At 70.4% G+C, this 23,874-nt stretch carries 17 protein-coding genes and 3 pseudogenes; 13 read left to right on the top strand and 7 right to left on the bottom strand.

The window, feature by feature from the left end; genetic code table 11:
* Window positions 1-204 precede the first annotated feature (204 nt).
* From QQK49_RS08995 to QQK49_RS08985, 3 genes and pseudogenes are all read left to right on the top strand, one after another.
* A complete protein-coding gene (locus QQK49_RS08995; RefSeq protein ID WP_284303615.1) occupies window positions 205-975 on the top strand; it encodes a methyltransferase domain-containing protein in 771 nt (256 codons plus the stop codon).
* 30 nt (window positions 976-1,005) lie between these two features.
* Window positions 1,006-2,231 (top strand): annotated as a pseudogene (gene dinB / locus QQK49_RS08990) (DNA polymerase IV).
* 173 nt (window positions 2,232-2,404) lie between these two features.
* Entirely contained in the window at window positions 2,405-2,833 is a 429-nt protein-coding gene (locus tag QQK49_RS08985) for an SCO2097 family morphological protein (RefSeq protein ID WP_284303614.1), read from the top strand.
* A gap of 60 nt (window positions 2,834-2,893) precedes the next feature.
* Here the strand turns inward: QQK49_RS08985 and QQK49_RS08980 are convergent, their stop codons facing one another.
* Both QQK49_RS08980 and QQK49_RS08975 read right to left on the bottom strand, forming a co-directional pair.
* The gene (locus tag QQK49_RS08980; protein WP_284303613.1) at window positions 2,894-3,415 is read right to left on the bottom strand and encodes a DUF456 domain-containing protein; all 522 of its coding nucleotides are present in this window, start codon (window positions 3,413-3,415) and stop codon (window positions 2,894-2,896) included.
* Window positions 3,416-3,495: 80 nt separating this feature from the next.
* Complete coding sequence (locus QQK49_RS08975; protein WP_284303612.1) at window positions 3,496-3,702, bottom strand: DUF7455 domain-containing protein; 207 nt, start codon at window positions 3,700-3,702, stop codon at window positions 3,496-3,498.
* A 269-nt stretch (window positions 3,703-3,971) separates the two neighbouring features.
* On the opposite strand from QQK49_RS08975, the gene QQK49_RS08970 reads away from it, so the two are divergent.
* Both QQK49_RS08970 and QQK49_RS08965 read left to right on the top strand, forming a co-directional pair.
* On the top strand, window positions 3,972-6,080 hold the full coding sequence (locus tag QQK49_RS08970; protein WP_284303611.1) for a DNA gyrase/topoisomerase IV subunit B: 2,109 nt from the start codon (window positions 3,972-3,974) through the stop codon (window positions 6,078-6,080).
* A 74-nt stretch (window positions 6,081-6,154) separates the two neighbouring features.
* A complete protein-coding gene (locus QQK49_RS08965; RefSeq protein ID WP_284303610.1) occupies window positions 6,155-7,624 on the top strand; it encodes an APC family permease in 1,470 nt (489 codons plus the stop codon).
* 17 nt (window positions 7,625-7,641) lie between these two features.
* Here the strand turns inward: QQK49_RS08965 and QQK49_RS08960 are convergent, their stop codons facing one another.
* Window positions 7,642-8,667 (bottom strand): ferredoxin family protein, encoded by a 1,026-nt coding sequence (locus QQK49_RS08960; protein WP_284303609.1) that lies wholly within the window; start codon window positions 8,665-8,667, stop codon window positions 7,642-7,644.
* The gene (locus tag QQK49_RS08955; protein ID WP_284303608.1) at window positions 8,664-9,629 is read right to left on the bottom strand and encodes a sugar-binding transcriptional regulator; all 966 of its coding nucleotides are present in this window, start codon (window positions 9,627-9,629) and stop codon (window positions 8,664-8,666) included. The genes QQK49_RS08960 and QQK49_RS08955 overlap by 4 nt, the downstream gene beginning before the upstream one ends.
* Window positions 9,630-9,723: 94 nt before the next feature.
* Between QQK49_RS08955 and QQK49_RS08950 the strand changes: the two are divergent.
* The 3 genes and pseudogenes from QQK49_RS08950 to glpK all read left to right on the top strand — a co-directional run bounded on the left by QQK49_RS08950 (window position 9,724) and on the right by glpK (window position 13,979).
* Window positions 9,724-11,469: pseudogene (locus QQK49_RS08950) on the top strand (glycerol-3-phosphate dehydrogenase/oxidase).
* A gap of 77 nt (window positions 11,470-11,546) precedes the next feature.
* Entirely contained in the window at window positions 11,547-12,305 is a 759-nt protein-coding gene (locus tag QQK49_RS08945; protein WP_284303607.1) for an MIP/aquaporin family protein, read from the top strand.
* 123 nt (window positions 12,306-12,428) lie between these two features.
* Window positions 12,429-13,979, top strand: coding sequence for a glycerol kinase GlpK (gene glpK / locus QQK49_RS08940; RefSeq protein WP_284303606.1), 1,551 nt, complete (start codon window positions 12,429-12,431; stop codon window positions 13,977-13,979).
* A gap of 29 nt (window positions 13,980-14,008) precedes the next feature.
* Here glpK and QQK49_RS08935 read toward each other — a convergent pair whose 3' ends face one another.
* Entirely contained in the window at window positions 14,009-14,290 is a 282-nt protein-coding gene (locus tag QQK49_RS08935; protein WP_348536142.1) for an SRPBCC family protein, read from the bottom strand.
* 192 nt (window positions 14,291-14,482) lie between these two features.
* Here QQK49_RS08935 and QQK49_RS08930 point away from each other — a divergent pair, with 192 nt between their 5' ends.
* The 4 genes from QQK49_RS08930 to QQK49_RS08915 all read left to right on the top strand — a co-directional run bounded on the left by QQK49_RS08930 (window position 14,483) and on the right by QQK49_RS08915 (window position 17,960).
* Window positions 14,483-14,719, top strand: coding sequence for a hypothetical protein (locus QQK49_RS08930; protein WP_284303605.1), 237 nt, complete (start codon window positions 14,483-14,485; stop codon window positions 14,717-14,719).
* A gap of 58 nt (window positions 14,720-14,777) precedes the next feature.
* A complete protein-coding gene (locus QQK49_RS08925; RefSeq protein ID WP_284303604.1) occupies window positions 14,778-15,404 on the top strand; it encodes a helix-turn-helix transcriptional regulator in 627 nt (208 codons plus the stop codon).
* A gap of 88 nt (window positions 15,405-15,492) precedes the next feature.
* Window positions 15,493-16,683, top strand: coding sequence for an acetylornithine deacetylase (gene argE / locus QQK49_RS08920; RefSeq protein WP_284303603.1), 1,191 nt, complete (start codon window positions 15,493-15,495; stop codon window positions 16,681-16,683).
* A complete protein-coding gene (locus QQK49_RS08915) occupies window positions 16,680-17,960 on the top strand; it encodes an MFS transporter (protein WP_284303602.1) in 1,281 nt (426 codons plus the stop codon). The genes argE and QQK49_RS08915 overlap by 4 nt, the downstream gene beginning before the upstream one ends.
* An 80-nt stretch (window positions 17,961-18,040) precedes the next feature.
* Here QQK49_RS08915 and QQK49_RS08910 read toward each other — a convergent pair whose 3' ends face one another.
* Window positions 18,041-19,606, bottom strand: coding sequence for an HNH endonuclease (locus QQK49_RS08910; RefSeq protein WP_284303601.1), 1,566 nt, complete (start codon window positions 19,604-19,606; stop codon window positions 18,041-18,043).
* Window positions 19,607-20,128: 522 nt separating this feature from the next.
* Here QQK49_RS08910 and QQK49_RS22720 point away from each other — a divergent pair.
* Window positions 20,129-20,857, top strand: a pseudogene (locus tag QQK49_RS22720) (methyltransferase domain-containing protein); the annotation flags it as partial.
* Here the strand turns inward: QQK49_RS22720 and QQK49_RS08900 are convergent.
* Complete coding sequence (locus tag QQK49_RS08900; RefSeq protein WP_431310522.1) at window positions 20,841-23,792, bottom strand: DNA gyrase/topoisomerase IV subunit A; 2,952 nt, start codon at window positions 23,790-23,792, stop codon at window positions 20,841-20,843. The pseudogene QQK49_RS22720 and the gene QQK49_RS08900 sit on opposite strands and share 17 nt — an antisense overlap.
* Window positions 23,793-23,874 lie beyond the last annotated feature (82 nt).

Raw genomic sequence — 23,874 nt, 5'->3', positions numbered from 1 at the left:
TCCTGCGTCACCCGTCGGGTTTTCGCCAGTCGCCGTTCGCCGACGTCGCCCCGCCCGGGAGCTCGGTGCGCCAGGGGCACGGGTTGGCGTCGTCGCAGGGTGTGGGGCGCAAGTTATGGCACTCCAGCCCGGGGAGCGCGGGGCGATGAGGATCGAAGGTCCTAGAGTGGGCCCCGAACAGCACCGACGTACGGGAGGATCCTCATGCAGGAGGAGCAGCGCAGTCGCCGGGGTGTCGAGTCGTCGATCCGCACGGCGGCCGTGTGGGAGGTCATCGACACCTCCACGCGTCGTCAGCAGGAGGAGTTGGGCCGTCCCCTTCGGGTCCTCGACCTCGGTGGCGGCAGCGGCGGCTTCGCCGTCCCCCTGGCCGAACGCGGTCACGACGTCGTCGTCGTCGACCCCAGCCCCGATGCCCTCGCCTCCCTCGACCGGCGTGCCGGTGAGGCCGGTGTCGGCGACCGGGTCCACGGATTCCAGGGCGATGCGACCTCTCTCGCCTCGGTGGTCCCCGAGCCGGTCGATCTCATCTGCTGTCACGGAGTGCTGGAGTACGTCGACGACGCCGGGGCCACCATCGCCATGTTGCGGGGCGCGCTCGCCCCGGCCGGCGTGGTCAGCCTGCTCGTCGCCCAGCGCCTGGCGGCCGTGCTCTCCCGGGCCCTGGCCGGGCAGTTCGAGGCGGCCCGCACCGTCCTCGTCTCGCCCGACGGCCGGTGGGGGCCGACCGACCCGCTGCCCCGCCGCTTCGACGTCGAGCAGATCCACGCCCAGCTCGTGGCCGGCGGTCTCAAGCCGGTCGCGACCCAGGGTGTGCGCGTGTTCGCCGACCTCGTGCCCTCGGCCTACCTCGACTCCGAGGCCGACCGCACGAGCCTGCTCGAACTCGAGGCGGCCGTCGCGGAGCGCGAGGCCGCGGCCTTCCTCGGGCGGCTCGGTGCGGGCCTGCACGTGCTCGCCGTCCGTGACGGCTGAGGTCACCCTCCGGCACGACGAGGCGACACCATGAGCCGGCGGCGTTTCGCGCGTCCGCACCAGGACGAGGTGCTCGACGACACCGGGTGCACGGTCCTGCACGTCGACATGGACGCGTTCTACGCCTCGGCGACCCTGCTGTCCCATCCCGACCTGGTCGGCACCCCGGTCATCATCGGCGGAGGTCACCGCGGGGTCGTCCTGTCGGCCACCTACGAGGCCCGTGAGTTCGGGGTGGCCTCGGCCATGCCCATGGCCCGGGCCAGGCGGCTGTGTCCGCAGGCCACGGTGCTGCGCCCCGACCACGAGCTGTACGCGCGGATCTCCGGGGCGGTCATGGCCACGTTCCGCCAGGTCACGCCGTACGTCGAGCCGCTCTCCCTCGACGAGGCGTTCCTCGACGTCGCGGGAGCCGTCCGCCGGCTCGGGTCGCCCGCCACCATCGCCGCGGCCATCCGCGACACCGTCGCCGACGAGCAGGGCATCACGTGCTCGGTGGGTGTCGCGCCCACCAAGTTCGTCGCCAAGCTCGCCTCCGGGCTCGCCAAACCCGACGGCATGGTCGTCGTCCCGGTCGACCAGGTCGTCTCCTTCGTCCAGCAACTCCCGGTCGGGGCCCTGTGGGGGTGGGCGACCGCACCGAGGAGCACCTGCTGCGGCTCGGCCTCGTGACGGTCGCGGACATCGCCCACACCCCCGTGGCGACACTGCGCAAGGCGCTCGGCGAGCACGGCGCCGCCCTCCACGAACTCGCCTGGGGCCGCGACCCCCGGCGGGTGACGCCGGTCCACACCGAGAAGAGCGTGGGCGCCGACGAGACGTTCTCCGCCGACATCGACGACCCGGTCGAGATCCACCGGCGACTCCTGCGCCTGTCGCACCGCACCGCCTCCAGGGCCCGCGACGCCGGGATGATGGGGCGCACCGTGACGATCCGCGTCCGGTTCTCCGACTTCACGACGATCACCCGCTCGCGCACCCTGCGGGATGCCACCGACGTCGGACGCGACGTGTACCTGCACGCCAAGGAGCTCTTCGACGCCCTGGGTCTGCAGCGCGCCCGCATCCGGCTGGTCGGGGTCCGCCTCGAAGGCCTCACCGATGCGCGCGCCACCCCGGTGCAGGGCCTCCTGGACGAGCCGGAGCACGGCTGGCGCGACGCCGACCTCGCGATGGACCGGGCCAGAGCACGATTCGGGGCCGGTGTGGTGCGTCCGGCGTCGTTGATCGCCCCCGATTCCCACTCGGACCCGTGATCGACGCCGCTTCGACTACCGCCGGATCGAACGGAGCCGTATCGTTGATCTCATCGGTGAATTGCAGCCTCGTCGATCCACCGATCGACCGAAGGAACCCACGGACGACCTCACTCGTTGTCCAAGTCCCACGTCTCCGCGTCGCGGGGGCGTTCTGCCCTGAGGAGGTCACGGTGCCCCTGTCCGAGCACGAACAGAAGCTGCTCGAGCAAATGGAGCGTGCGCTCTACGCCGAGGACCCGAAGTTCGCTTCACAGATGAAGGGACGACACCACGGGCCGTCCCGCAAGCGACGACTCATCGGACTCGTCGTCGCGATCCTTGGTTTGGCATGCGTCGTGGCCGGGGTGAGCTTCGAACTCATCTGGCTCGGCGGTGTGGGTTTCGCGATCATGGTGGCCGGCGTCGCCTGGGCCTTCGGAGGTGGTGGGAGCGGCGAGGGGACCGAACTCACCGACACCTCGACCGGGCGCACACGCCGCATCGGCAAGCCGCGCGGTAGACGGGGGCAGAAGAAGGACGGCCACGGCGGCGGTTCCACCGGCTTCATGCAGCGCATGGAGAATCGCTGGGACGAGCGCAAGCGCGGCGACTCGCTCTGAGACTGAACTCGCTCTGAGACGGGAACGTCTCGCCCCGGAGGACCCCTGGACGGACGACCCTCAGACGACGGCCGCAGGCGTCGAATCCCACGCGCCGGTGAGCAGCAGTGAAGCGCCGATGAGGAACACGATGGCGATGAGCAGCGCCGTGGTCAGCTCGATCCCGTAGCTGATCAGTGCCGCCTTGAGTGCCTGGACGGCCGAGGGCCACGCCTGGTCCACCGAGCGCAGGCGCGCGTACTCGGTTCCGAAGACGCCGAGGACGAACCCGATGGCCAGGCCGATCGGGGGGAGCAGGAACAACCCGACGACGCCGGCGATCGCGCCGATGACGAGGGTGCGTCCGGGGACGCCGTAGGCCCGCATGCGGCGGGTGGGCACGATGTACTGCAGGACCCACCCCGCGCTGGCGAGCGCCAGGGACACGATGAGCACGGTCCACCCGATGGCGTGCTGGGCCACGAGCGCCCAGACGAGGACGGCCCCGAACACGAGGATCAGGCCGGGCAGGACGGGGACGACGATCCCGACGAGTCCGACGGCGATGACGAGGCCTGCGATGACCGTGGCGGCGATGAGCACGAGGGCACACTACCTGCCGGCTCAGAACACGACTGCGGACCGTCCCCTCGGGAACGGTCCGCAGTCGGAACGTGTGGTTGTCAGGCGCTGGTGTCGTCGTGGAGACGGTCGGACTCGTCGACGATCTCGCTGGCGACGTCGGCAAGTTTGGGCAGGTGGGCGCGGGCGTGGTGCGCACAGAACAGCAACTCCCCGCCCGATTCGAGTCGCGCGCGGACATAGGCCTGGGCGCCGCAGCGATCGCAGCGATCAGCCGTGGTCAGGCTCGCGGCCAGTGCAGCAGTCACGTCAACCCTTCCTTCTCTTCGTCGTGCGCCCCTCGGCGCTTCGCTGTCACGCTTGTGCCAACAGTGAATCACGCCGCCTTGTTCCCGCGCGGTAGGTGGGCGTTCCCGCGCGGTCGGTGGGCACGTCCTCCCATCGGCCGGAGTGGCGCCGGTCGGAGAATCCTGGCGCAGGTCGCGGTCGGCGGGCCCCTCACGGCGCGCCAGGTCGGTGGCTGTCGGTGCGCGGGGCTACTGTGCATCACGGCCGCAGACACGCAGGAGGAACGGCGTTGAGCACAGGCGATTCGTACACCGCACGGCATCTTCAGGTCCTCGAGGGCCTCGAGGCCGTGCGTAAGCGTCCCGGTATGTACATCGGGTCCACCGACAGCCGGGGGCTCATGCACTGCCTGTGGGAGATCATCGACAACTCCGTCGACGAGGCGCTGGCCGGCGTCTGCTCCCGCATCGACGTGGTGCTGCACGCCGACGGCTCGGTCGAGGTCCGTGACGACGGTCGCGGTATCCCGGTCGACGTCGAGCCGCGCACGGGCCTGTCGGGTGTCGAGGTCGTCTTCACCAAGCTCCACGCGGGCGGCAAGTTCGGCGGGGGCTCCTACATGGCCTCCGGCGGTCTGCACGGCGTCGGCGCCAGCGTCGTCAACGCCCTGTCCTCGCGGCTCGACGTCGAGGTCGACCGCGGCGGCAAGACCCACCGCCTCACCTTCCACCGCGGCGAGCCGGGGCGGTTCGAGGACGGGCCGGAGGGCGGATCGCCGACCTCGCCGTTCACGCCCTTCGTCGAGCGCGGCGAGCTCGACATCGTCGGCAAGGTCAAGAAGGGCGTCTCCGGTACCCGTGTGCGCTACTGGGCCGACCAGCAGATCTTCCTGCGCAACGCCGAGTTCTCCTACGAGGACCTGGCGGGCCGGGCCCGGCAGACGAGTTTCCTCGTGCCGGGGCTCACCCTCGTCGTCCGCGACGAGCGCGGCCTGCCCGGCACCCCGGGCGAGGACGGCCCCCACGAGGAGGTCTTCCGGCACGACGGCGGCATCGCGGAGTTCACCGACTTCCTCGCCGCCGACCCGCCGGTCACCGACGTGTGGCGTCTGCAGGGCGAGGGCTCGTTCACCGAGACGGTGCCGGTCCTCGACGACCGCGGGCACATGACCGCGCAGGACGTCGACCGCACGTGCGAGGTCGACATCGCGGTGCGCTGGGGCACGGGGTATGACACCAAGGTCGTCTCGTTCGTCAACATCATCGCCACGCCCAAGGGCGGCACGCACTACTCGGGGTTCGAGGCCGCGCTGCTCAAGGTCTTCCGCAAGCAGTTGGAGGACAACGCCCGCCGCCTCAAGGTCGGCAACGACAAGGTGGACAAGACCGACATTCTGGCCGGGCTCACGGCCGTGGTCACGGTCAGGTTGGCCGAGCCGCAGTTCGAGGGGCAGACCAAGGAGGTCCTCGGCACTTCGGCGGTCCGGCAGGTCGTCGCCGGCGTGGTCGAGCGCGAGCTCACCGCGCGGCTCACCTCCACCCGTCGCGACGTCAAGCCGCAGGCCGCGGCGCTGCTGGAGAAGGTCGTCTCCGAGATGAAGACGCGCATCTCGGCGCGTCAGCACAAGGAGAACCAGCGCACCAAGAACGCGCTGGAGAACTCCTCCATGCCGCCCAAGCTGTACGACTGCCGCAGCAACGACCCCGACCGCACCGAACTGTTCATCGTCGAGGGCGACAGCGCCATGGGCACGGCCAAGGCCGCGCGCCGCTCGGAGTTCCAGGCGTTGCTGCCCATCCGCGGCAAGATCCTCAACGTGCAGAAGGCCAGCGTGGCCGACATGCTCAAGAACGTGGAGTGCGCCTCGATCCTGCAGGTCGTGGGCGCGGGGTCGGGCCGCACGTTCGACATCGCGGCCGCCCGGTACGGCAAGGTCATCATCATGACCGACGCCGACGTCGACGGCGCCCACATCCGCACCCTGCTGCTCACGCTGTTCTTCCGCTACATGCGTCCGCTCGTCGAGGCGGGCCGCGTGTTCGCCGCCGTGCCCCCTCTGCACCGCATCGAGATCATGGGGGCGGGGTCGCGCAAGTCCGAGCTCGTCTACACCTACAACGAGAACGAGATGCGCCGCACGGTCGCCGCCCTGGCCAAGAAGGGGCGCCGCATCAAGGAGCCCATCCAGCGGTACAAGGGTCTGGGCGAGATGGACGCCGCGCAGTTGCGTGAGACGACGATGGACCCGCGGTTGCGCACGCTGCGCCGGGTCACCCTCGCCGACGCCGAACGGGCCGAGCGCACGTTCGACCTGTTGATGGGCACCGACGTGGCGCCGCGCAAGGACTTCCTCGTCGACGCGGCCGACTACCTCGATCGCGAGCGCATCGACGCCTGAGCGGCACGTCGGGGGCCCACATCGGGACCTTGGTCCTATGGACGCGAGTGGCGTTGCAGGCTCATGTTTCTCGCATGACCGGAACAGACGACGTCAACGCCGCCTACGGCGGCTCCGCTCCGGACGAGGGGCGGGGCGGTGAGCCGGGGCTCGTGCGTCGCATCGGGCCGGGCCTGTTGCTGCTCTTCATCATCGGCGACATCCTCGGCACGGGCGTCTACGCCCTGACCGGCAAGGTGGCCGCCGAGGTCGGCGGTGCGGTGTGGCTGCCGTTCCTCCTCGCGTTCGCGGTGGCCTTCCTCACCGCCGTGAGCTACCTGGAGCTCGTGACCAAGTACCCGAAGGCCGGTGGGGCTGCGGTGTACGTCCACCGCGCGTTCGGCGTCCACTTCGTCACGTTTCTCGTGGCCTTCACGGTGATGGCCTCCGGGCTCACCTCCGCCGGCAGCGCGGCCAAGGCGTTCGCGGGCAACGCGGCCTCGGCGCTCGGCTGGGGAGAGGAGACCGGCGGCGCCGTGCTGTTGGCGATGGCCCTCGGATTCATGGTGCTGGTGGCGGCCATCAACTTCCGCGGCATCAGCGAGAGCGTCAAGGTCAACGTGGTGCTGACCTGCGTGGAGTTGTCCGGTCTGCTCATCATCATCGCCATCGGGGCGTTCGCCATCGCCGGTGGGCGCGGCGACATGGCGCCGCTGACCCAGATCCACATCCCCGAGGGTGAGACGGCGTTCGGCGCCGTGACGGCGGCCACGGCGTTGGCGTTCTTCGCGATGGTCGGGTTCGAGGACTCGGTGAACATGGCGGAGGAGACCAAGGACCCGGCCCGCATCTTTCCCAAGATCATGCTGACCGGCCTGACGATCACCGGCATCGTGTACGTGCTCGTGGCCGTGACCTCGGTGATGCTCGTGCCCGTCTCCGAGCTGGGGGAGGGCGAGACGCCCCTGCTCAAGGTGGTCCAGGCGGGCGCGCCGGCGTTCCCGATCGGCATCTTCGCGCTCATCACGATGTTCGCCGTGGCCAACACCGCGCTCATCAACATGCTCATGGCCTCGCGGCTGCTCTACGGCATGGCCCACGAGGGTGTGCTGCCCAAGGTCCTGGGCAAGGTCCACGCCGGTCGCCGCACGCCGTGGGTGGCGATCCTCTTCACGACCCTGCTGACGTTCGGGCTCGTGTGGTTCGCCGACCTCACGGCCCTCGGCGGCACCACGTCGCTGCTGCTGCTGGTGGTGTTCACGATCGTCAACGTCGTCGCGCTCGTGCTGCGCAAGGACGAGGTGGAGCATGCGCACTTCACGGCCCCCGCGGTCATCCCGGTGCTGGGCGCGCTGACGGCGGGGTTCCTCGCCAGCCCGTTCAGCGGCCGTGACCTCAAGGACTACCAGGTGGGCGGGATCCTGCTCGTCGTCGGTGTGGTGCTGTGGGCCCTCACGCGGCTGCTGCGCCTCGGCCAGGACGACGACGGACCCGACAAGGTCGACCGCCTCAGCGGGCGGCAGGAGGAGCTGCGCCGCCAGCGTGAGGGGCGCGACTACATCTGAGGTGCGCTGCCGGCGTCCTACAGCTCCGGTGTGAGCGGCCGGTAGGTGCGGGGGCCGGTCTCCCGCTGCAGGGTCACGTCCCAGCGCTCGGCGGGCACGGGATCGGTGATGCACGAGTTGCGCCGGAGGCGGGTCGGGTCGAACCGCTTGCGCACGCGCAGATCCCACCGGTGGCCGTCGCGGTGGACGACGGTGACCCACGCGTCGGCCGTGGTGCCGTCGCCGCCCTGGGCCAAGTAGGAGGTCAGGGCGGTCACGTCGACCTCACCGGTCGTCGCACGGACCCAGGCGTCGGCCGCCTGGACCGGAGGCCGGAGGTGCGACAGACCCCGGTGATGCCGGGCGTCGTTGGTGCCCTCGGCGATCCGGCCCCGCGCCGCCGCGTCGAGGGAGGCCACCGCGAGGTCGGTGGTGAGCCGCGCCAGCGTCGCGCCGGTGGGCAGCACGACACCGGTGGCCGAGAAGCGGTGCCCGCCGGTGTGCGTGCACTCCCAGACCCGGCCCGGGCGCATGTCGGCGGCCTCGAGTGCCACCGGTCGGCCGAGGACGGCGCAGCAGGCGTCCCGCTTGGCGTTGGTGCACACGAGCAGCACCGACTGACCGGTGCGGCGCAGCATCGGCAGCGCGGCGATGGCCGCCGAGGGGTCGGGGCCGACCAGTGTCGAGAAGGGCAGGTCGAGGACGAGGGCAGGGTCCTCGATGTCGGCGGCCAGCAACCACGGCGCACGGGAGGACATGCCGCCGGAGACGAAGAGCCGTCGCGTGCCGGACTCGTCCGCACGTGCGAGGACGTGGTCGTCGGCCGAACGGATGAGCAGCGCGCGTCCGCCGGCCGCCGCGCAGGCCCGCTCGATGGCCGACCCCGTCCTCGGGTCGAGACGGGACTCGACGAAGGCCTTGTTGCCCCACGGCCCGCGCTGCTCGAGGGCCACCCAGAAGGTCGCCGGCGCCGCCGACCCCCACGCGGGCTCGTCGGCGTCGGCCCACATTCCGGCACAGGAGGACGGCTGGGCCGGGCGGTGTCGCACGCGTGGCCGTCTCATCGGTTCACCCTAGCCGGGCGTTCCAGTCGTCGGACGAGTGCGGCGGCGGTGAGGTCGTCGAGCACGAGGTCGGTCACCGCACCGGAGCGCAGGGCCCCCAGGGCGGCGGGCACCTTCGCCACGCCGGTCACCACGCAGATCCGCCGGGGCAGGCGCTGCAGGTCGGCCGGTGTCGGTCCGCTGGCCCGGTCGTTGATGGCGATGTCGGCGTAGGAGCCGTCCTCCCGCAGGAACACGGTGCACACGTCGCCGACGACGTCGGCGCGCAGGAGTTCGGCCACGTCGTCGCGCGAGAGGTACTGCGAGGAGTAGACGTGTGAGGGGAGTTCGCTGGTGAAGCTGCCGGTGCTGAACACGGCGACGTCCAGACCCCGGTGCATCTCGTGGACGCGCCGCACGCTCTTCTCCCGCCACAGCGCCTCCCGCGTCTCGGCGTAGTCGAAGAACGCGGGGACGGGGAAGTGTTGCGGGTGGGCGTCGTAGGCCCGCGCGGCCCGGGTCAGGATGTCGCCGGCGTAGGCGATGCCACTGGTCGCCGCGCTCGCGGCACCGTTCAGTTGGACCACGGTCGCGCCGCGCAGGGGCTTGGCGGGGAGTTTGTCGACCACGGCGCTGATCGTCGTGCCCCACGCGAAGCCGAGGCCCGCGCCGTCGTGCATGAGGGAGGTGACGAGGTTGCCGGCCGAACGCGCGACGGCGTCCAGGCGGGAGAGGGGCGTCGCCGACGAGCGGAGGTCCACGATGTGGCCGGTGACCCCGAACCGGTCGAGATGATGCTGGATCGTCGTCGTCGAGCGGGGTTCGGTGTCCACGGTGATCTGGACGACGCCCTGACGGCGGGCCTCCTTGAGCAGGCGGGAGACCGTGGAGCGTGAGACGCCGAGGCGGTGGGCGATCCCCTCCATCGTCTCGTCCAGCACGTAGTAGGCGTGGGCCGCCTCCACGATGTCGCGTTCGTTCACGACGAGCCACCCTACGTGAACGTTCGTGCATCCCCTGTGCACGAATGTCTCGGTGAGGCAGGGTGGGACCTGACACCGACATCGAGGAGACGAGATGCCCCGCACCAGCCTGACCCCCGCCCAACGAGAGCAGTCGTTGTCCGACATGAGCAGCGAGCCCGTCGATCTGCTGGTCGTCGGCGGTGGGGTGACCGGGGCCGGGATCGCCCTGGACGCCGCCACGCGCGGGATGCGGGTGGCGATCGTCGAGGCGCAGGACTGGGCGGGTGGCACCTCGCAGTGGTCGAGCAAGCTCGTGCACGGCGGGCTGCGCTACCTCTACCAGTTGAACTTCGCCCTGGTCGCCGAGGCGCTCAAGGAGCGCGGGCTGCTGCTCACCCGCACCGCGCCGCACCTGGTCAAGGCGCAGCCGTTCCTCTGGCCGCTCAAGACTCCGGTGGTCGAGCGCTCCTACAGCGCGGTCGGGGTCGGCATGTACGACATGTTGTCCCAGTTCGGCGGGGGCGGGCAGAGCGCCGTGCCCAGCCAGCGGCACTACTCCAAGGAGGGGGCCCGGGAGCTGTTCCCGGGGATCCGCGGCGATGCCCTGGTCGGTGCGATCCGCTTCTACGACGCGCGGGTGGACGACGCCCGCCTCGTGCTGGACCTCGTGCGCACGGCGCGGGGCTACGGGGCGATGTGCGCCAGCCGTACCCAGGTGACCGGGTACCTCAAGGAGACCGTCGACGGCACCGAGCGGGTCACCGGTGCCGTGCTGCGTGACCTGGAGGCCGGGCGCGACCTGGAGGTGCGCGCCACCTACGTCGTCAACGCGACGGGCGTGTGGACCGAACGCACCCAGGACCTCGCCACCGACAAGGGCGGCCTGCGGGTGCTGGCCAGCAAGGGTATCCACATCGTCGTGCCCAAGGACCGCATCGACGGCGAGGCCGGCATCTTCCTGCGCACCGAGAAATCGGTGCTGTTCATCATCCCGTGGGACCGGCACTGGGTCATCGGCACCACCGACACCGAGTGGACCGAGGACCTGCAGCACCCCGTGACGACCTCGACCGACATCGACTACGTCCTGGAGCAGGCCAACTCCGTCCTCGCGCGCACGCTCACGCGGGAGGACATCGTCGGGACCTACGCCGGGCTCCGGCCGTTGCTGCAGCCCAAGACCAAGGGGAGGGGAGTCCTCGGCCAAGGTCTCGCGTGAGCACACGGTGGCCGAGGTCATGCCCGGCCTCGCGGCGATCGCCGGCGGCAAGCTGACGACCTACCGGGTCATGGCCGAGGACGCGGTCGACTTCGTCCTCGAGCACGTGCACGGCAAGGACGCCGCGAAAAAGCGCCCCTCGGTCACCGAGCGGACTCCACTGGTGGGCGCGGCGGCGTACGCCGCCTGGCAGGCGCAGCGCGACCGGATCGCGGCCGACGAGGGGTGGACCCCCGAGCGGGTCCAGCACCTGCTCGACCGGTACGGCGACGAGTTGCCGGTCATCCTCGACCTCGTCGCCGAGCGCCCCGACCTCGGCAGGCCGCTGGAGAAGGCGGAGGCCTACCTGCGGGTCGAGGTGGCCTTCGCGGTGACGCACGAAGGGGCCCTGCACCTGGAGGACATCGTGCGCCGCCGGGTGCGGCTCGACTACGAGCAGCGCGACCGCGGCAGCGCCGCGCTGGAGGAGATCGGCGAGATCGTCGCCCCCTGCTCGGGTGGGACGAGGAACGCCTGCAGCGAGAGATCACCTCCTACCGCGACCGGGTCGCGGCGGAGGCCGCCGCCGAGGCGGAGACCGACGACGCGGCCGCCATCGCCGCCCGACTCGAGGCCGCTGACCTGGTGCCTCTCGTCTGAGGCGGGCGGCCGGCCCGAGCCGGCCCGAGCCGGCCCGACTGCGAGATTTTCGACACGACGACGTGTAAAGGATCGACATGCTCAACACGCTTGCGGCTGCCGCCGCACCTGTGCCCTTGACCGATGTGTTCCTCTCGGAGGTACTCGGCACCGCGATTCTCATCCTGTTGGGCGGTGGGGTCGTCGCGGGAGTGCTGTTGCCGAAGTCCAAGGCGTTCGACGCCGGATGGATCGTCATCACCTTCGGGTGGGGGTTCGCGGTGTTCGCCGGGGTGTACGCCTCGTATCGGTCCGGCGCACACATCAATCCGGCGGTGACGTTCGGGCTCCTGGGCAGCGGCGCGCAGGAGTACGCGCCGGGCGTGGCCGTGACGTTCGCCTCCACGCTGACCTACCTCGCGGGAGAACTCGTCGGTGCCTTCGTCGGTGCCGTCCTCGTCTTCCTCGCCTACCGCAAGCACTTCGACGAGGAGGCCGACCCCGGCGACAAGCTCTCCGTCTTCTGCACGACTCCGGCGGTGCGCTCCTACGGCTGGAACCTGCTCACCGAGGCGATCGCGACGTTCGTGCTCGTTTACATCATCCTGCGGTTCGACAACACGCCGGCCGCGCTCGGCGCCCTGCCCGTGGCGTTGTTGGTCGTCGGCATCGGCCTGTCCCTGGGCGGCCCGACGGGGTACGCCATCAACCCGGCGCGCGACCTCGGCCCCCGGATCGCCCACGCGCTCCTGCCCATCCGCGGCAAGGGCAGCAGCGACTGGGCCTACGCCTGGGTGCCGGTCTGCGGCCCGATCATCGGCGGCCTCGCGGCCGGGTTGCTGTCCATCGTGTTCTGACGCGGCCGTGTTCCGAGGTGGCGGATCGGCCACATCCCCGCCGCCCCGGTGGCACCGTGACAGCAACGACCCACCGTTCCCGACCAGAGAATCACCCACCACGACGACGTGAGAGGTATCGACATGGCACCCGAGGACACCACCACACCCAAGAAGTACGTCATCGCCATCGACCAGGGAACGACGAGTTCGCGAGCGATCGTGTTCGACCACTCCGGGTCGATCGTGTCGGTCGGGCAGCTCGAACACGAGCAGATCTTCCCCAAGGCCGGGTGGGTCGAGCACGACCCCAAGGAGATCTGGTCGAACGTGCGCGAGGCCGTCGGTCAAGCACTGTCCCGTGGGGAGCTCAACCGGCACGAGATCGCGGCCGTCGGCATCACCAACCAGCGTGAGACGGCGGTGGTCTGGGACAAGAACACCGGCGAGCCGGTCTACAACGCCATCGTGTGGCAGGACACCCGCACGCAGAAGATCTGCGACGAGCTGGCCGGCGACGAGGGCTCCGAGAAGTACAAGGACGTGTGCGGGCTGCCGCTCGCGACGTACTTCTCCGGGCCCAAGGTGACGTGGATCCTCGACAACGTCGAGGGTGCGCGGGAGAAGGCCGAGAAGGGTGACCTGCTGTTCGGCAACACCGACACGTGGGTCATCTGGAACCTCACCGGCGGCACCGAGGGTGGCGTGCACGTGACCGACGTGACCAACGCGTCGCGCACGATGCTCATGGACTACCGCAAGCTGGCCTGGGACGAGTCCATCTGTGAGGACATGCGGATCCCGATGTCGATGCTGCCCGAGATCAAGTCCTCCTCGGAGGTGTACGGGTACGGGCGCAAGCGCGGCCTGCTCATCGACACCCCGATCGCCGGCGACCTGGGGGATCAGCAGGCGGCGACGTTCGGGCAGGCGTGCTTCTCCAAGGGCATGGCCAAGAACACCTACGGCACGGGCAACTTCATGCTCATCAACACCGGCACCGAGCCGGTCACCAGCGAGAACGGGCTGCTCACGACGGTGGCGTACAAGGTCGGTGACCAGGACGCGGTGTACGCGCTCGAGGGTTCGATCGCCGTGACGGGTTCGCTCGTGCAGTGGCTGCGCGACAACCTGGGCATCATCAAGAGCGCCCCCGACATCGAGAAGCTCGCCGAGACCGTGGAGGACAACGGTGGCGCCTACTTCGTCCCGGCGTTCTCCGGCCTGTTCGCCCCGCACTGGCGCTCGGACGCCCGCGGCGCGCTCGTGGGTCTGACCAGGTACGTCAACAAGGGCCACATCGCGCGGGCCGCGTTGGAGGCCACCGCCTTCCAGACGCGGGAGGTCATGGACGCGATGATCGCCGACGCCCAGAGCGACGGGGTGGAGCTGACCGAGCTGAAGGTCGACGGAGGCATGACCGCCAACGACGCGCTCATGCAGTTCCAGGCCGACATGCTCGACGTCTCTGTGGTGCGACCCAAGGTCTCGGAGACGACCGCCCTCGGCGCCGCCTACGCGGCCGGCATCGCCGTGGGGTTCTGGGAGGGCGAGCAGGACGTCATCGACAACTGGGCCGAGGACAAGCGGTGGGAGCCGCAGATGGACGACGACGAGCGTGAGCGGCTGCTGCGCAACTGGAAGAAGGCCGTCAGCAAGACGTTGGACTGGGTGGACGAGGACACCGAGAAGTAGGGGACCGCCCGACCGCCCGCGCCGGCTGCTCAGCCGGCGCGGGTGTGGCGGACCGTGCTCTGTCGGCCCGAGAGCCGGGCGGCGAGACAGTCGATGGAGGCGAGAAGGCTGTCGGCGGTGGTGGCGCGGGCGCGGGGGATGCGGCCGGCGTCGGTGAGGCGGGACCAGTCGTAGGTGTGCCGGACGAGGGTTCCGTCGGTGGTCGGTTCGAGTACCCAGCGCCACAGGTGACCGGGACAGGGCTGCCCGACCTCGCTCGGGCGCCACGCTGCCCGGAATCGGCGTGGGCGAGGTTGTCGTTGCCGTCCCACTCCGGCTGGAGCGCGGGGTCGGCGATGAACTCGAAGATCGCCTCCGCCGGTGCCGGGATGTGCCGCTCGGCGGAGACGACGTGGTCGGCCGGGTCGCTCTCGGGGTGGCGTGCCTCGTCTGGTGTCATGCGTGAAGCCTGTCAGACGAACTGCCGCCACACGTGGGCTCGGGCCGCGTCTACGGTGGACTGCATGCCTCATGCGCATCTCGTACGCCGACTCGTGCAGGCCGGTCTGTCCGACGTCGTGGCACGCACCTATGTCCGGGGCCTGGAGGAAGGCGTGTCCGGCCTGACGGACCTGGAGTCCGAGGTCCTGGTCGACGTCGGGCTGGCCGAACGCGACGGTGAACGGGCCCACCTGCAGCCTCCTGAGGCGGTCATGGCGTTGTGGGCGCACCGGCACGAGACGAGCGCCCATCCTGCGTGAGATCAGCGCGCCGCTGCAGGCCCTCTACCGGGTGACGGGGGAGGGTGACGAGCCGGCGGTGCAGTTCTTGCACGGCGGCGAGTCGGTGCTCGAGGCGTTCTTCCAGGTGCAGCGTGGGGCTCGCACGCGGTTGCGGGCGATGGATCGGGGCCCGTACCGACCCTCGCGTGAAGCGACTCCCTGCGCCGCCCAGCTGCAGGCGATGTCGGCGGGTGTGGAGTACTTCGTCATCTACTCCGCGGACGTCGTGGAGGATCCGGAGCACCGGGCCGAGGTCGACGCGGCGGTGCGTGCGGGGGAGACGGCGCGGGTGCTCCCCGACGTGCCGATGAAGATCGTCCTCGCCGACGACGCGGTCGGGCTCATCGCCCGAGTCACTCCGGCGGGGCAGATCGAGGGGTTCCTCGTGCAGCCGAGCCTCCTGCTCGACACGCTGATGGGGTTCTTCGACAGTCTGTGGCAGCTGGCCATCCCACTGCGGGCCGGTGAGGGCGGTGAGGCGAGGGATGAGGAGTCGACCATCCTGCGCGGGTTGGCCGTGGGCCTGACCGACGACGCCATCGCCCGCGACCTCGGGGTCAGCGAACGCACGGTCGCACGCCGGATCGCGCGGCTGCAGCAGACGATGGCGGCGCGCTCGCGGTTCCAGCTCGGCCTGCAGGCCGCGCGGCGCGGGTTGGTGTGAGGGCCGCACCGGCTCCCCGCCGAACCCGGACAACACGCGCTCACCCCGTAAGTCGGACGATTCTCCGCTGGTGCCATAGTTGCTGCCCATGGACAGAAGCGAAGGCCCTGAGCCTGCCTCCCTGGCGTGGGTGACACGCCTCGTCTCCATCGACACGACCAGTCGCGACTCCAACCTCGAGCTCATCGAGCTCGTGGCGGAGGAGCTGCGGTCTCACGGCGTCACCCCGCACATCCTCCCCAACGCCGAGGGGACCAAGGCCAACCTGCTGGCGACCGTGCCGGCGTCCGACGGCAGCCGCTCCGGCGGCGTCATGCTGTCGGGGCACACGGACGTCGTCCCCGTCGACGGGCAGGAGTGGACGAGCGATCCGTTCACCCCGCAGGTCCGGGACGGGCGGCTGTACGGACGCGGGACGTGCGACATGAAGGCCTTCAGCGCCGTCGCGCTCCATCTGCTGCCGCGCATGGTCGAGAGCGACCTGCGCGAGCCCATCCACCTCGCCCTGTCCTACGACGAGGAGGTCGGGTGCGTCGGTGGCGCGGAGATCGTCAAGCAGATCGCCGACCTGGGACTCTCCCCGGAGGTCTGCGTGGTGGGGGAGCCCACGAACATGCGGATCATCAAGGCGCACAAGTCGATCAACCTCATCCGCGTGACCTTCACGGGCGTCGCCGCCCACTCCTCGCTCACCGCGCAGGGCGTCAACGCCATCGAGCACGCCGCCCGCTTCATCACCCGCGTGCGGGACATGGCCGACGGGTGGCGCGAGGAGGGTCCGTACGACGAGGCCTACCCGCTGGCGTACACGACCGCCAGCGTCAACATCGTCTCCGGCGGCATCGCCGGCAACACGGTGCCCGACCGGTGCGTGGTGGAGCTGGAGTTCCGTTCGATCGCCGCGAACGACCCGGCGGAGATCGTGGACCGCATCCGCGGGTTCGCCGCGGAGGTCGAGAGGCGTATGAGGGCCGAGAACGACGCGGCGTCCGTACAGGTGGACGTCCTGGCGCAGGTGCCGGGGCTCGACGCGGAGCCCGACACCGCGGCGAGCCGCCTGGCGGTCGCGCTGGGCGCGCACGACAGCGACGAGAAGGTGACCTACGGCACCGAGGCCGGCCAGTTCGCCGGCTCGGGGATCGAGACCATCGTGTGCGGGCCGGGTGACATCGCCCAGGCCCACGCCGCCGACGAGTTCATCGAGCTGAGCCAGATCGAGCAGTGCGAGGCGTTCATGAACCGACTCATCGACCACCTCTCCGAAGGGATCGCATCATGAGCGTGCCGGCCGACCCCCGTGTCCAGTGGGCACCTGACCAGCGACGCACCGCGCGCAAGGCCGTCGTCGCCGCATCGCTCGGCAACGCCCTCGAGTGGTTCGACATCATCATCTACGCCTTCATGGCGCCGGTGATCAGCAGGTTGTTCTTCCCCGAGCTGGACTCCACCGTCGGGCTCATCGTCACGTTCGGCCTGTTCGGAGTCTCCTACCTCATCCGGCCGCTGGGCGCGGTCGTCATCGGCAACTACGGGGACCGGCGTGGGCGCAAGGCCGCCCTGACCATGACGATCCTGCTCATGACCGTCGGCACGGCGATGATGGCGTTCGCTCCGACGTACGCGACGATCGGGGTGGCGGCGCCGCTCATCATCGTGCTGTCCCGACTGCTGCAGGGCTTCTCCGCCGGTGGCGAGTTCGGGTCGGCCACCGCGTTCATGACGGAGAACGCCCCCGACCGCAAGGCCTTCTACGCCTCCTGGCAGGTGGCGACGCAGGGTGCGTCCATGTTCATGGCCGCCACTGCGGGCTTCCTGCTCAACACCCTGATCGACCAGCAGACGCTCGATGCGGGGGCGTGGCGCCTGCCGTTCGTCTTCGGTCTGATGATCGGGCCCGTCGGCCTGTGGATCCGCATGCACATGGACGACACCCCGGAGTTCCAGCAGGCGGAGAAGGTGGACTCACCGCTGCTCGCCACGTTCCGCACCCACATGCTGCGGGTCCTCACCGGCGCCGCGTGCGTGGGTGTGGCGACGATGAGCGTGTACCTCATCACCTACCTGCCGACGTTCGCGCAGCGCAACCTCGGACTGCCGCCGTGGAGCGGATACGCGGGCGCCATCGTGGCCGGTCTGATCGCGCTCATCGGTTCGCCGTTCGTCGGCATGCTGGCCGATCGGGTCGGTCAGACGCGGATCATGCTGACCGCGGCCTGTGTCGGCCTGGTCATCGCCTACCCGATGTTCTGGCTGCTCACGACGGCTCCCACCGTCGCGACGCTCATCGTGGCGGAGATCATCCTCGGCACACTGATGGCGCTCTACTTCGCTCCGCTGCCCTCGCTGCTCGCGGCCATGTACCCGGTGGCCATCCGGACGACGGGGATGTCGCTGGCCTACAACATCGGCGTCACCCTGCTGGGTGGCTTCGCGCCGACCGTCCTGGCGTGGCTGGTCACCTACAGCCTGCAGGCACCCAGCTACTACTACATGGGGGTCGCCGTAGTGTCGATCATCGGTTTGGTGACGGCACGACGGGTGTTCGACATGCCCTGACGTGCCCGCTCCGACGACGACGCCGCGGCCCCCTTGCGGGGTGCGCGGCGTCGTCGTGTCATGTCGGACGCGCGCGCTCGTTACCGCCCCGGGAGTGTGGGCGGTGGTCGGGAGTTGTAACGGTGACCGGTCGGGGTGGTGGTGACGACGAGGTGTGATCGGGCGCCGGGTGGCCCGGTGGCCGTGGCCTCGGCCAGCCACCCGGGTGCGGTCTTGGCGAGGTTGCAGGCGCGGCAGAGGCCTTGGCCGTTGGTCCACGTCTCGGGGCCGCCGTCGGCGGCGGGCGTGACGTGGTCGATCTCGCGGACCGGCGCCCCGCACCAGGGGGTTCGGCAGTACCGGTCGCGGTGGACGATCGCTCTGCGGAGTGCGCCGGTGAAGACGCCCCGGTGGGTGTCGATGTTCTGCACGCTGCCGTCGGGGGCGGTGAACAGGCGGCGCCAGAAGGCTCGCTGCTGCGTGACGCTGCCGGGGTCGCGGTGCTCGCCCCGGATGACCGCTCTGGCCCACGGGGCCGGCACCGGTCCGTAACCGACCAGGTGGGCGGGGGTGTCCACGGGTTCTGGGTCCGCAGCGATGGCGTCGCCGGGGGAGTCGGCGGTTCCGGATCGGATCGTCACGGGCGGGGGAGGTGCCGACTCGGTGACTCGGGACCGGCTTCCGGACTCGACGGCACCGGACTCGACGCCACCGGACTCGGCACCCAGCTCGACCTCGGCGGGGGCGGAGGTCGGGCCGAGCAGGCTCTGGTCGGTGATGACGATGCCGATCTCGATGTCGGGTGCGTCGGTGGCGGGGTTGCGGCCGGTGAGGCGTTCGACGAAGAGGTCGGCGCGCAGTTGGGCCAGGGATCGTGGGTCGCCGGTGGCCTGTGCGGTTCGGGCGGCGGAGTCGAGGGCAGCCCAGCAGGCGACGCCCTCGTGTGCGGGGACGCATCCGGTGACCGTGGCCATCACGGTGGGCGCGGGGCGGATGGAGACGTAGCGCTCCTCGGCGGAGCGCTCGGCCGCGGCGGTGTGGGCGTGCGGATCGGCGAGGTAGGTGAGGGCGCGTGCGCGGGATTCGACGCCGCGGTCGGAGAGGTTCTCGAGTTCGGGGCCGATGACGGCGTCGACGTCGCGGCGGGTGTCCGGATCGAGAACGGCAGTGGCGCGGGTGACGAGTGTCGTTCGGTAGTCGGTGGTCTCACCGCGGATCAGGGCGTCCATCGTGGCGGGGAGTTCGGTGGTGAGGGCCTGGGCCACTCCGAGGTGCACGGCCGCGCGGTGGGGTGAGGTGCGCCGCGCCAGGCCGATCTGGGAGGCCACTCCGCGGCCGCGTCGGGCGGCGGGGACTCCGGCCTCGGCCTGAGCGGCACGGGTGTGGGCGTCAAGGGTGACGGCGAGCCGCGCCTGGGCTGCCGCGATGACGCCGGTGAGTTCTTCGAGATCGCGCATCAGGGTGACGACCGTGTCCGCATCGAGCGTGCGCACGGCTTCGGCGGTGGGCTGCCGTGCCAGATCCGCGAGCCCCTGGCGACTCCTCTCGACGTCGCACGAGAGCAGGGCGACGCTACGGGCTTCACGCAACTCGCGTTCGAGGATGCGCAGGGCCTCGTTCGCCGGAAGCTCGGGCTCGGAGAGCCATGCCTCGTCATCGATACCCACCTCGCGCAGCCATGCCGAATCGACGGAGGGGCTACTGACCCGGCCGTCTGGCGCTGTCGTGCGAGTATGGGACACATTTACGATTCTAGGCCATATGAACTGTGGTGACAATGGTTGAAAGGTGCGGTCTCGAATCGTGGTCGCACCAGCTGCCCCTCCGCAGATCGAACAGATGAGCGATGCACCTGGGTGGTCCGCGGAACCTCCTCTGCGGCGCGTGGATTCGCGTCAGGTCGAGGAAGGCATCACTCACCCCTGGATGGCCCGGGACATCGTGCAGGGCGGGAACCACCGGTGCACGACCTGGAATCACCCGCCCGCGACGACCTGCCCCCGCCAGACGTAGCGCAGTTTCGACGTACTCTCGGCGACCGCTTGAGCTCTCTGCGCGCATCGACGCAGGTCAAACGCATACAGCAGCGCAACCCAGCATCGCGAGTACGTCGAAACTGCGCTACGTGGGAGAAGCCGTCCGTTGTCGCCGCCCACCGAGGGCTGCGCCGGCGATGCCACACTGGCGCCATGCCCACGACGACGCCCGAGCCTCCCTATGTGGCCGTGATCTTCACCTCCGTCCGTGCTGCGCAGCGCGACGACGCGGACTATTCGGCGGAGGCGGTGAGGATGGAGCAGATGGCGGCCACGCGGCCGGGCTATCTGGGCATCGAGTCGGCCCGTGGCTCCGACGGCGAGGGCATCACCGTCAGCTACTGGAAGGACCGGTCGAGCGCGGCGGCGTGGAAGCGTGACGCCGACCACCTCGGAGCGCAGCGGATGGGCCGCGACCGGTGGTATCTCGACTACCGGGTCCGCATCGCGACGGTGCACGAGGAGTACGGCATGGTCGCGACCTCCACCGGCCCCGAGCAGGCGGAACAGGGTGTCCGGGCGGCGTACGACGAGGTCGCCGACAGCTACGCCGACATCCTGCGCACCACGGAGGCCGAGGCGCCGATCGACCTGGCGATGATCGGGTACTTCGTGTCGTTGTTGGCCCCGGAGCGGAGCGTCCTGGACGCCGGGTGCGGAGCGGGCCGGTTGCTGCCGGTCCTGGCGGGCCTGGGATGTGAGGCCGAGGGCGTCGATCTGTCGCCGGAGATGATCCGCCGAGCCCACGAGGACCACCCGGAGTTCGAGACGCGGGTCGCGTCGCTCACGGCGCTGCCCTACCCCGACGCGTCGTTCGACGGCGTGCTCTCGTGGTACTCCACCATCCACACGACCATGCCCGAGCTCACCCGTGCGGCAACGGAACTGAGGCGGGTGCTGCGCCCGGAGGGAGTGGCCCTGATCGCGTTCCAGCGCGGGCGTGGTGTGCGCGACGTGGCCGACACCTACCGCGCCTACGGCCACGAGGTCGTTCTGGAGCGCTACCTGCGCACCGTGGACGACATGGCCGCCGTCCTCGCCGCGGCCGGCCTGACCGAGGTGGCCCGCCTCGACCGCGCCGCCACCGCCCGCCACGAACGCGACGCCCAGGCCTTCCTGGTCGTGCAGGTGCAGTGACGTGCCCGTGCGGTGACCTACTCGTCGCCGGTCTGGACGACGTCGTCGAGGGAGTCGGGGTCGTAGTCGGAGCGGTCGACCTGCGGGCGGGGGCGGGCCGGTCGGGGGCGGGCAGTCCGGGGAGTTCGTCCATGGCCAGGCCGCCGGGTGACGGGTCGGCGGGGGTGCCGGTCGCCTCGGCGGGGGAGTCCGCGGCGTCGTTGATGCCCCCGGTCCACACGCCTGTCGCGCTGCCGGGCGCGAGGCCGGCGATCGGGCCGGGAGCCGGGACTCCGGAGCCGTCCCGACGTCCGTACTCGGCGGGGAGGGTGAGGGCCTTGCCGCTCTTGGCGGCCGCCCGGATGGGGGCGATGCCGATGTAGGCGCCGAGCAGCACGTCCTCGCCGCGCACGAACCGGTGGGCCCGCACGCCGCCGGTGGCGCGTCCCTTGCCCGGGTACTCGGAGAACGGCGTGAGTTTGACGCTGCCGGTCTGGTTGGCGCCGCCCGAGGACGACCCGGCGACCGTGACGACCACGGGCTCGGCCGCGGCATCGACCGCGCCGAAGTGCACGACGTGTGCCTTGGCCGCCAGCTTGATCCCGGCGACACCGCCCGCGGGGCGTCCCTGCGGCCGCACCGCCTGGGCACTGAAGTGCAGCAACTGCGCGTCCGAGGTGACGAACACGAGTTCTTCACGCCCCGTAGCCAGTTCGAGCGCGCCCACGACCCTGTCTCCGGCCTTGAGGGTGATCATCTCGAACTCCTCGCGCCCGGCGGGGTAGTCGGCGACCACGCGCTTGACGATGCCCTGCGCCGTTCCCAGCGCGACACCCGGACGCTTCGCGGCCTCCTCGTCGAGGCCGATGATCGTCACGGGCACCTCGTTCTTGGCGAGGTCGACGTACACCGAGGCCGGGGTGCCACCGGCCAGGGTGGCGGCGCCGTTGGTCGGGGGCAGGGTCGGCAGCTCGAGGACCGAGAGCCGCACGACACGACCGGCGGAGGTCAGCAGACCGACGTCCCCGCGGGTCGTGGTGGGCACGGCGGCGGCGACGTCGTCGTGCTTGGCGCGTGCCGCATCCGCCGGGAAGGAGGTGCGGTCCGTCGTGCGCGCAAGCAGGCCCGTGGACGACAGCAGCACGAAGCACGGCTCGTCGCCGATCTCCAGCGGTGTGGCCGTCGCCGACGCCGTCTCGCCCGAGGACTCCAGCAGCACCGTGCGTCGCGGCGTACCGAGTTCCTCTGCGATCTCGGCGAGTTCGGTGGAGGCGACCTGACGCAGCACGGCGTCGTCCCCGAGGATCCTGCGCAGCGCCTCGATGCGGCTGCGCAGGTCGGCGGCCTCCTTCTCCAACTCCAGGCGGCTGAACTTGGTGAGGCGGCGCAGCTGCAGGTCGAGGATGTAGGTGGCCTGGGCCTCGGAGAGCTCGAAGACGTCCATGAGTCGCGCGCGGGCGATGTTCGCGTCGTCGGCGGCGCGGATGAGTTGGATGACCTCGTCGATGTCGAGGATCGCGATGAGCAGACCCTCGACCAGGTGCAGGCGTTCGAGCGCGCGGTCGAGGCGGTAGGCGGTGCGTCGCCGCACGACGTCGAGGCGGAAGTCGACGTACACGGTGAGGAGTTCGCGCAGCCCCAGCGTCCGCGGTTTGCCCTCGACGAGGGCGACGTTGTTGATGCCGAAGGAGTCCTCGAGCGGGGTGAGCTTGTAGAGCTTCTGCAGGACCGCCTCGGGGTTGAACCCGTTCTTGATCTCGATGACGAGGTGCAGGCCGTTCTCGCCGTCGGTGAGGTCCACGAGGTCGTGGATGCCCTGCAGCTTCTTGGCCTGGACGAGCTCTTTGATCTTCGTCGTGACCTTCTCGGGCCCGACCAGGTAAGGCAGCTCGGTGACGACGATGCCCTTGCGGCGCGGGCTGACGTTCTCGATCCGCACGGTGGCGCGGGTGCGGAAGCTGCCGCGCCCCGAGGCGTAGGCGTCGCGGATGCCCTCGAGGCCGATGATGCGTCCACCGCCGGGCAGGTCGGGCCCGGGGACGAACTTCATGAGGTCGTCCAGGGTGGCGTCGGGGTGGTCGATGAGGTGGCGGGCCGCGCCGACGACCTCGAGCAGGTTGTGCGGCGCCATGTTGGTGGCCATGCCGACCGCGATGCCGCTGGCGCCGTTGACCAGCAGGTTCGGGAACGCCGCCGGCAGGACGTCCGGCTGCATGTGACTGTCGTCGTAGGTCGGGACGAAGTCGACCGTGTTCTCCTCCAGGCCCTCGACCATGGGCAGCGCGGCCGTGCTCATGCGCGCCTCGGTGTACCGGGCCGCGGCCGGCAGGTCGTCGAGCGATCCGAAGTTGCCGTGCCCGTCGACGAGCGGCAGACGCATCGTGAACGGCTGGGCCAACCGCACCAGGGCGTCGTAGATCGCGGAGTCGCCGTGCGGGTGGTACTTACCCATCACCTCGCCGACGATGCGGCTGCACTTGACGTGCCCCCGGTCCGGCCGCAGGCCGAGTTCGCGCATGCCGTAGAGGATCCGCCGCTGCACGGGTTTGAGGCCGTCGCGGGCGTCGGGCAGGGCCCGGGAGTAGATGACCGAGTACGCGTATTCGAGGAACGCGCTCTCCATCTCGTCCTGGACGTCGATGTCGACGATGTTCTCCTCGAAGTCCTCATCGAGAAGAGACGGCTGCTTGCCCCGCGCCACGTACGGCCTCCTTCGCGATCCGGGATCCCCGGCAGAGGTCCCGACCGCTCATCATGTCGTACAGGGGCAACGGCGCAGCACT

This window comes from Mobilicoccus caccae (genome assembly GCF_030161635.1).
In the GTDB taxonomy this organism is placed as follows: Bacteria; Actinomycetota; Actinomycetes; order Actinomycetales; family Dermatophilaceae; genus Mobilicoccus; species Mobilicoccus caccae.
The sequence above is the reverse complement of the archived record's forward strand: the minus strand, read 5'-3'. Positions and strand labels throughout refer to the sequence as shown.

Bases quoted from the DNA above. Each gene is read 5' to 3' on its own strand.
- QQK49_RS08995 (WP_284303615.1), top strand. From the start codon at position 205: ATGCAGGAGGAGCAGCGCAGTCGCCGGGGTGTCGAGTCGTCGATCCGC.
- QQK49_RS08965 (WP_284303610.1), top strand. From the start codon at position 6,155: ATGACCGGAACAGACGACGTCAACGCCGCCTACGGCGGCTCCGCTCCG.
- QQK49_RS08960 (WP_284303609.1), bottom strand. From the start codon at position 8,667: ATGAGACGGCCACGCGTGCGACACCGCCCGGCCCAGCCGTCCTCCTGT.
- QQK49_RS08945 (WP_284303607.1), top strand. From the start codon at position 11,547: ATGCTCAACACGCTTGCGGCTGCCGCCGCACCTGTGCCCTTGACCGAT.
- glpK (WP_284303606.1), top strand. From the start codon at position 12,429: ATGGCACCCGAGGACACCACCACACCCAAGAAGTACGTCATCGCCATC.
- QQK49_RS08930 (WP_284303605.1), top strand. From the start codon at position 14,483: ATGCCTCATGCGCATCTCGTACGCCGACTCGTGCAGGCCGGTCTGTCC.
- argE (WP_284303603.1), top strand. From the start codon at position 15,493: ATGGACAGAAGCGAAGGCCCTGAGCCTGCCTCCCTGGCGTGGGTGACA.
- QQK49_RS08915 (WP_284303602.1), top strand. From the start codon at position 16,680: ATGAGCGTGCCGGCCGACCCCCGTGTCCAGTGGGCACCTGACCAGCGA.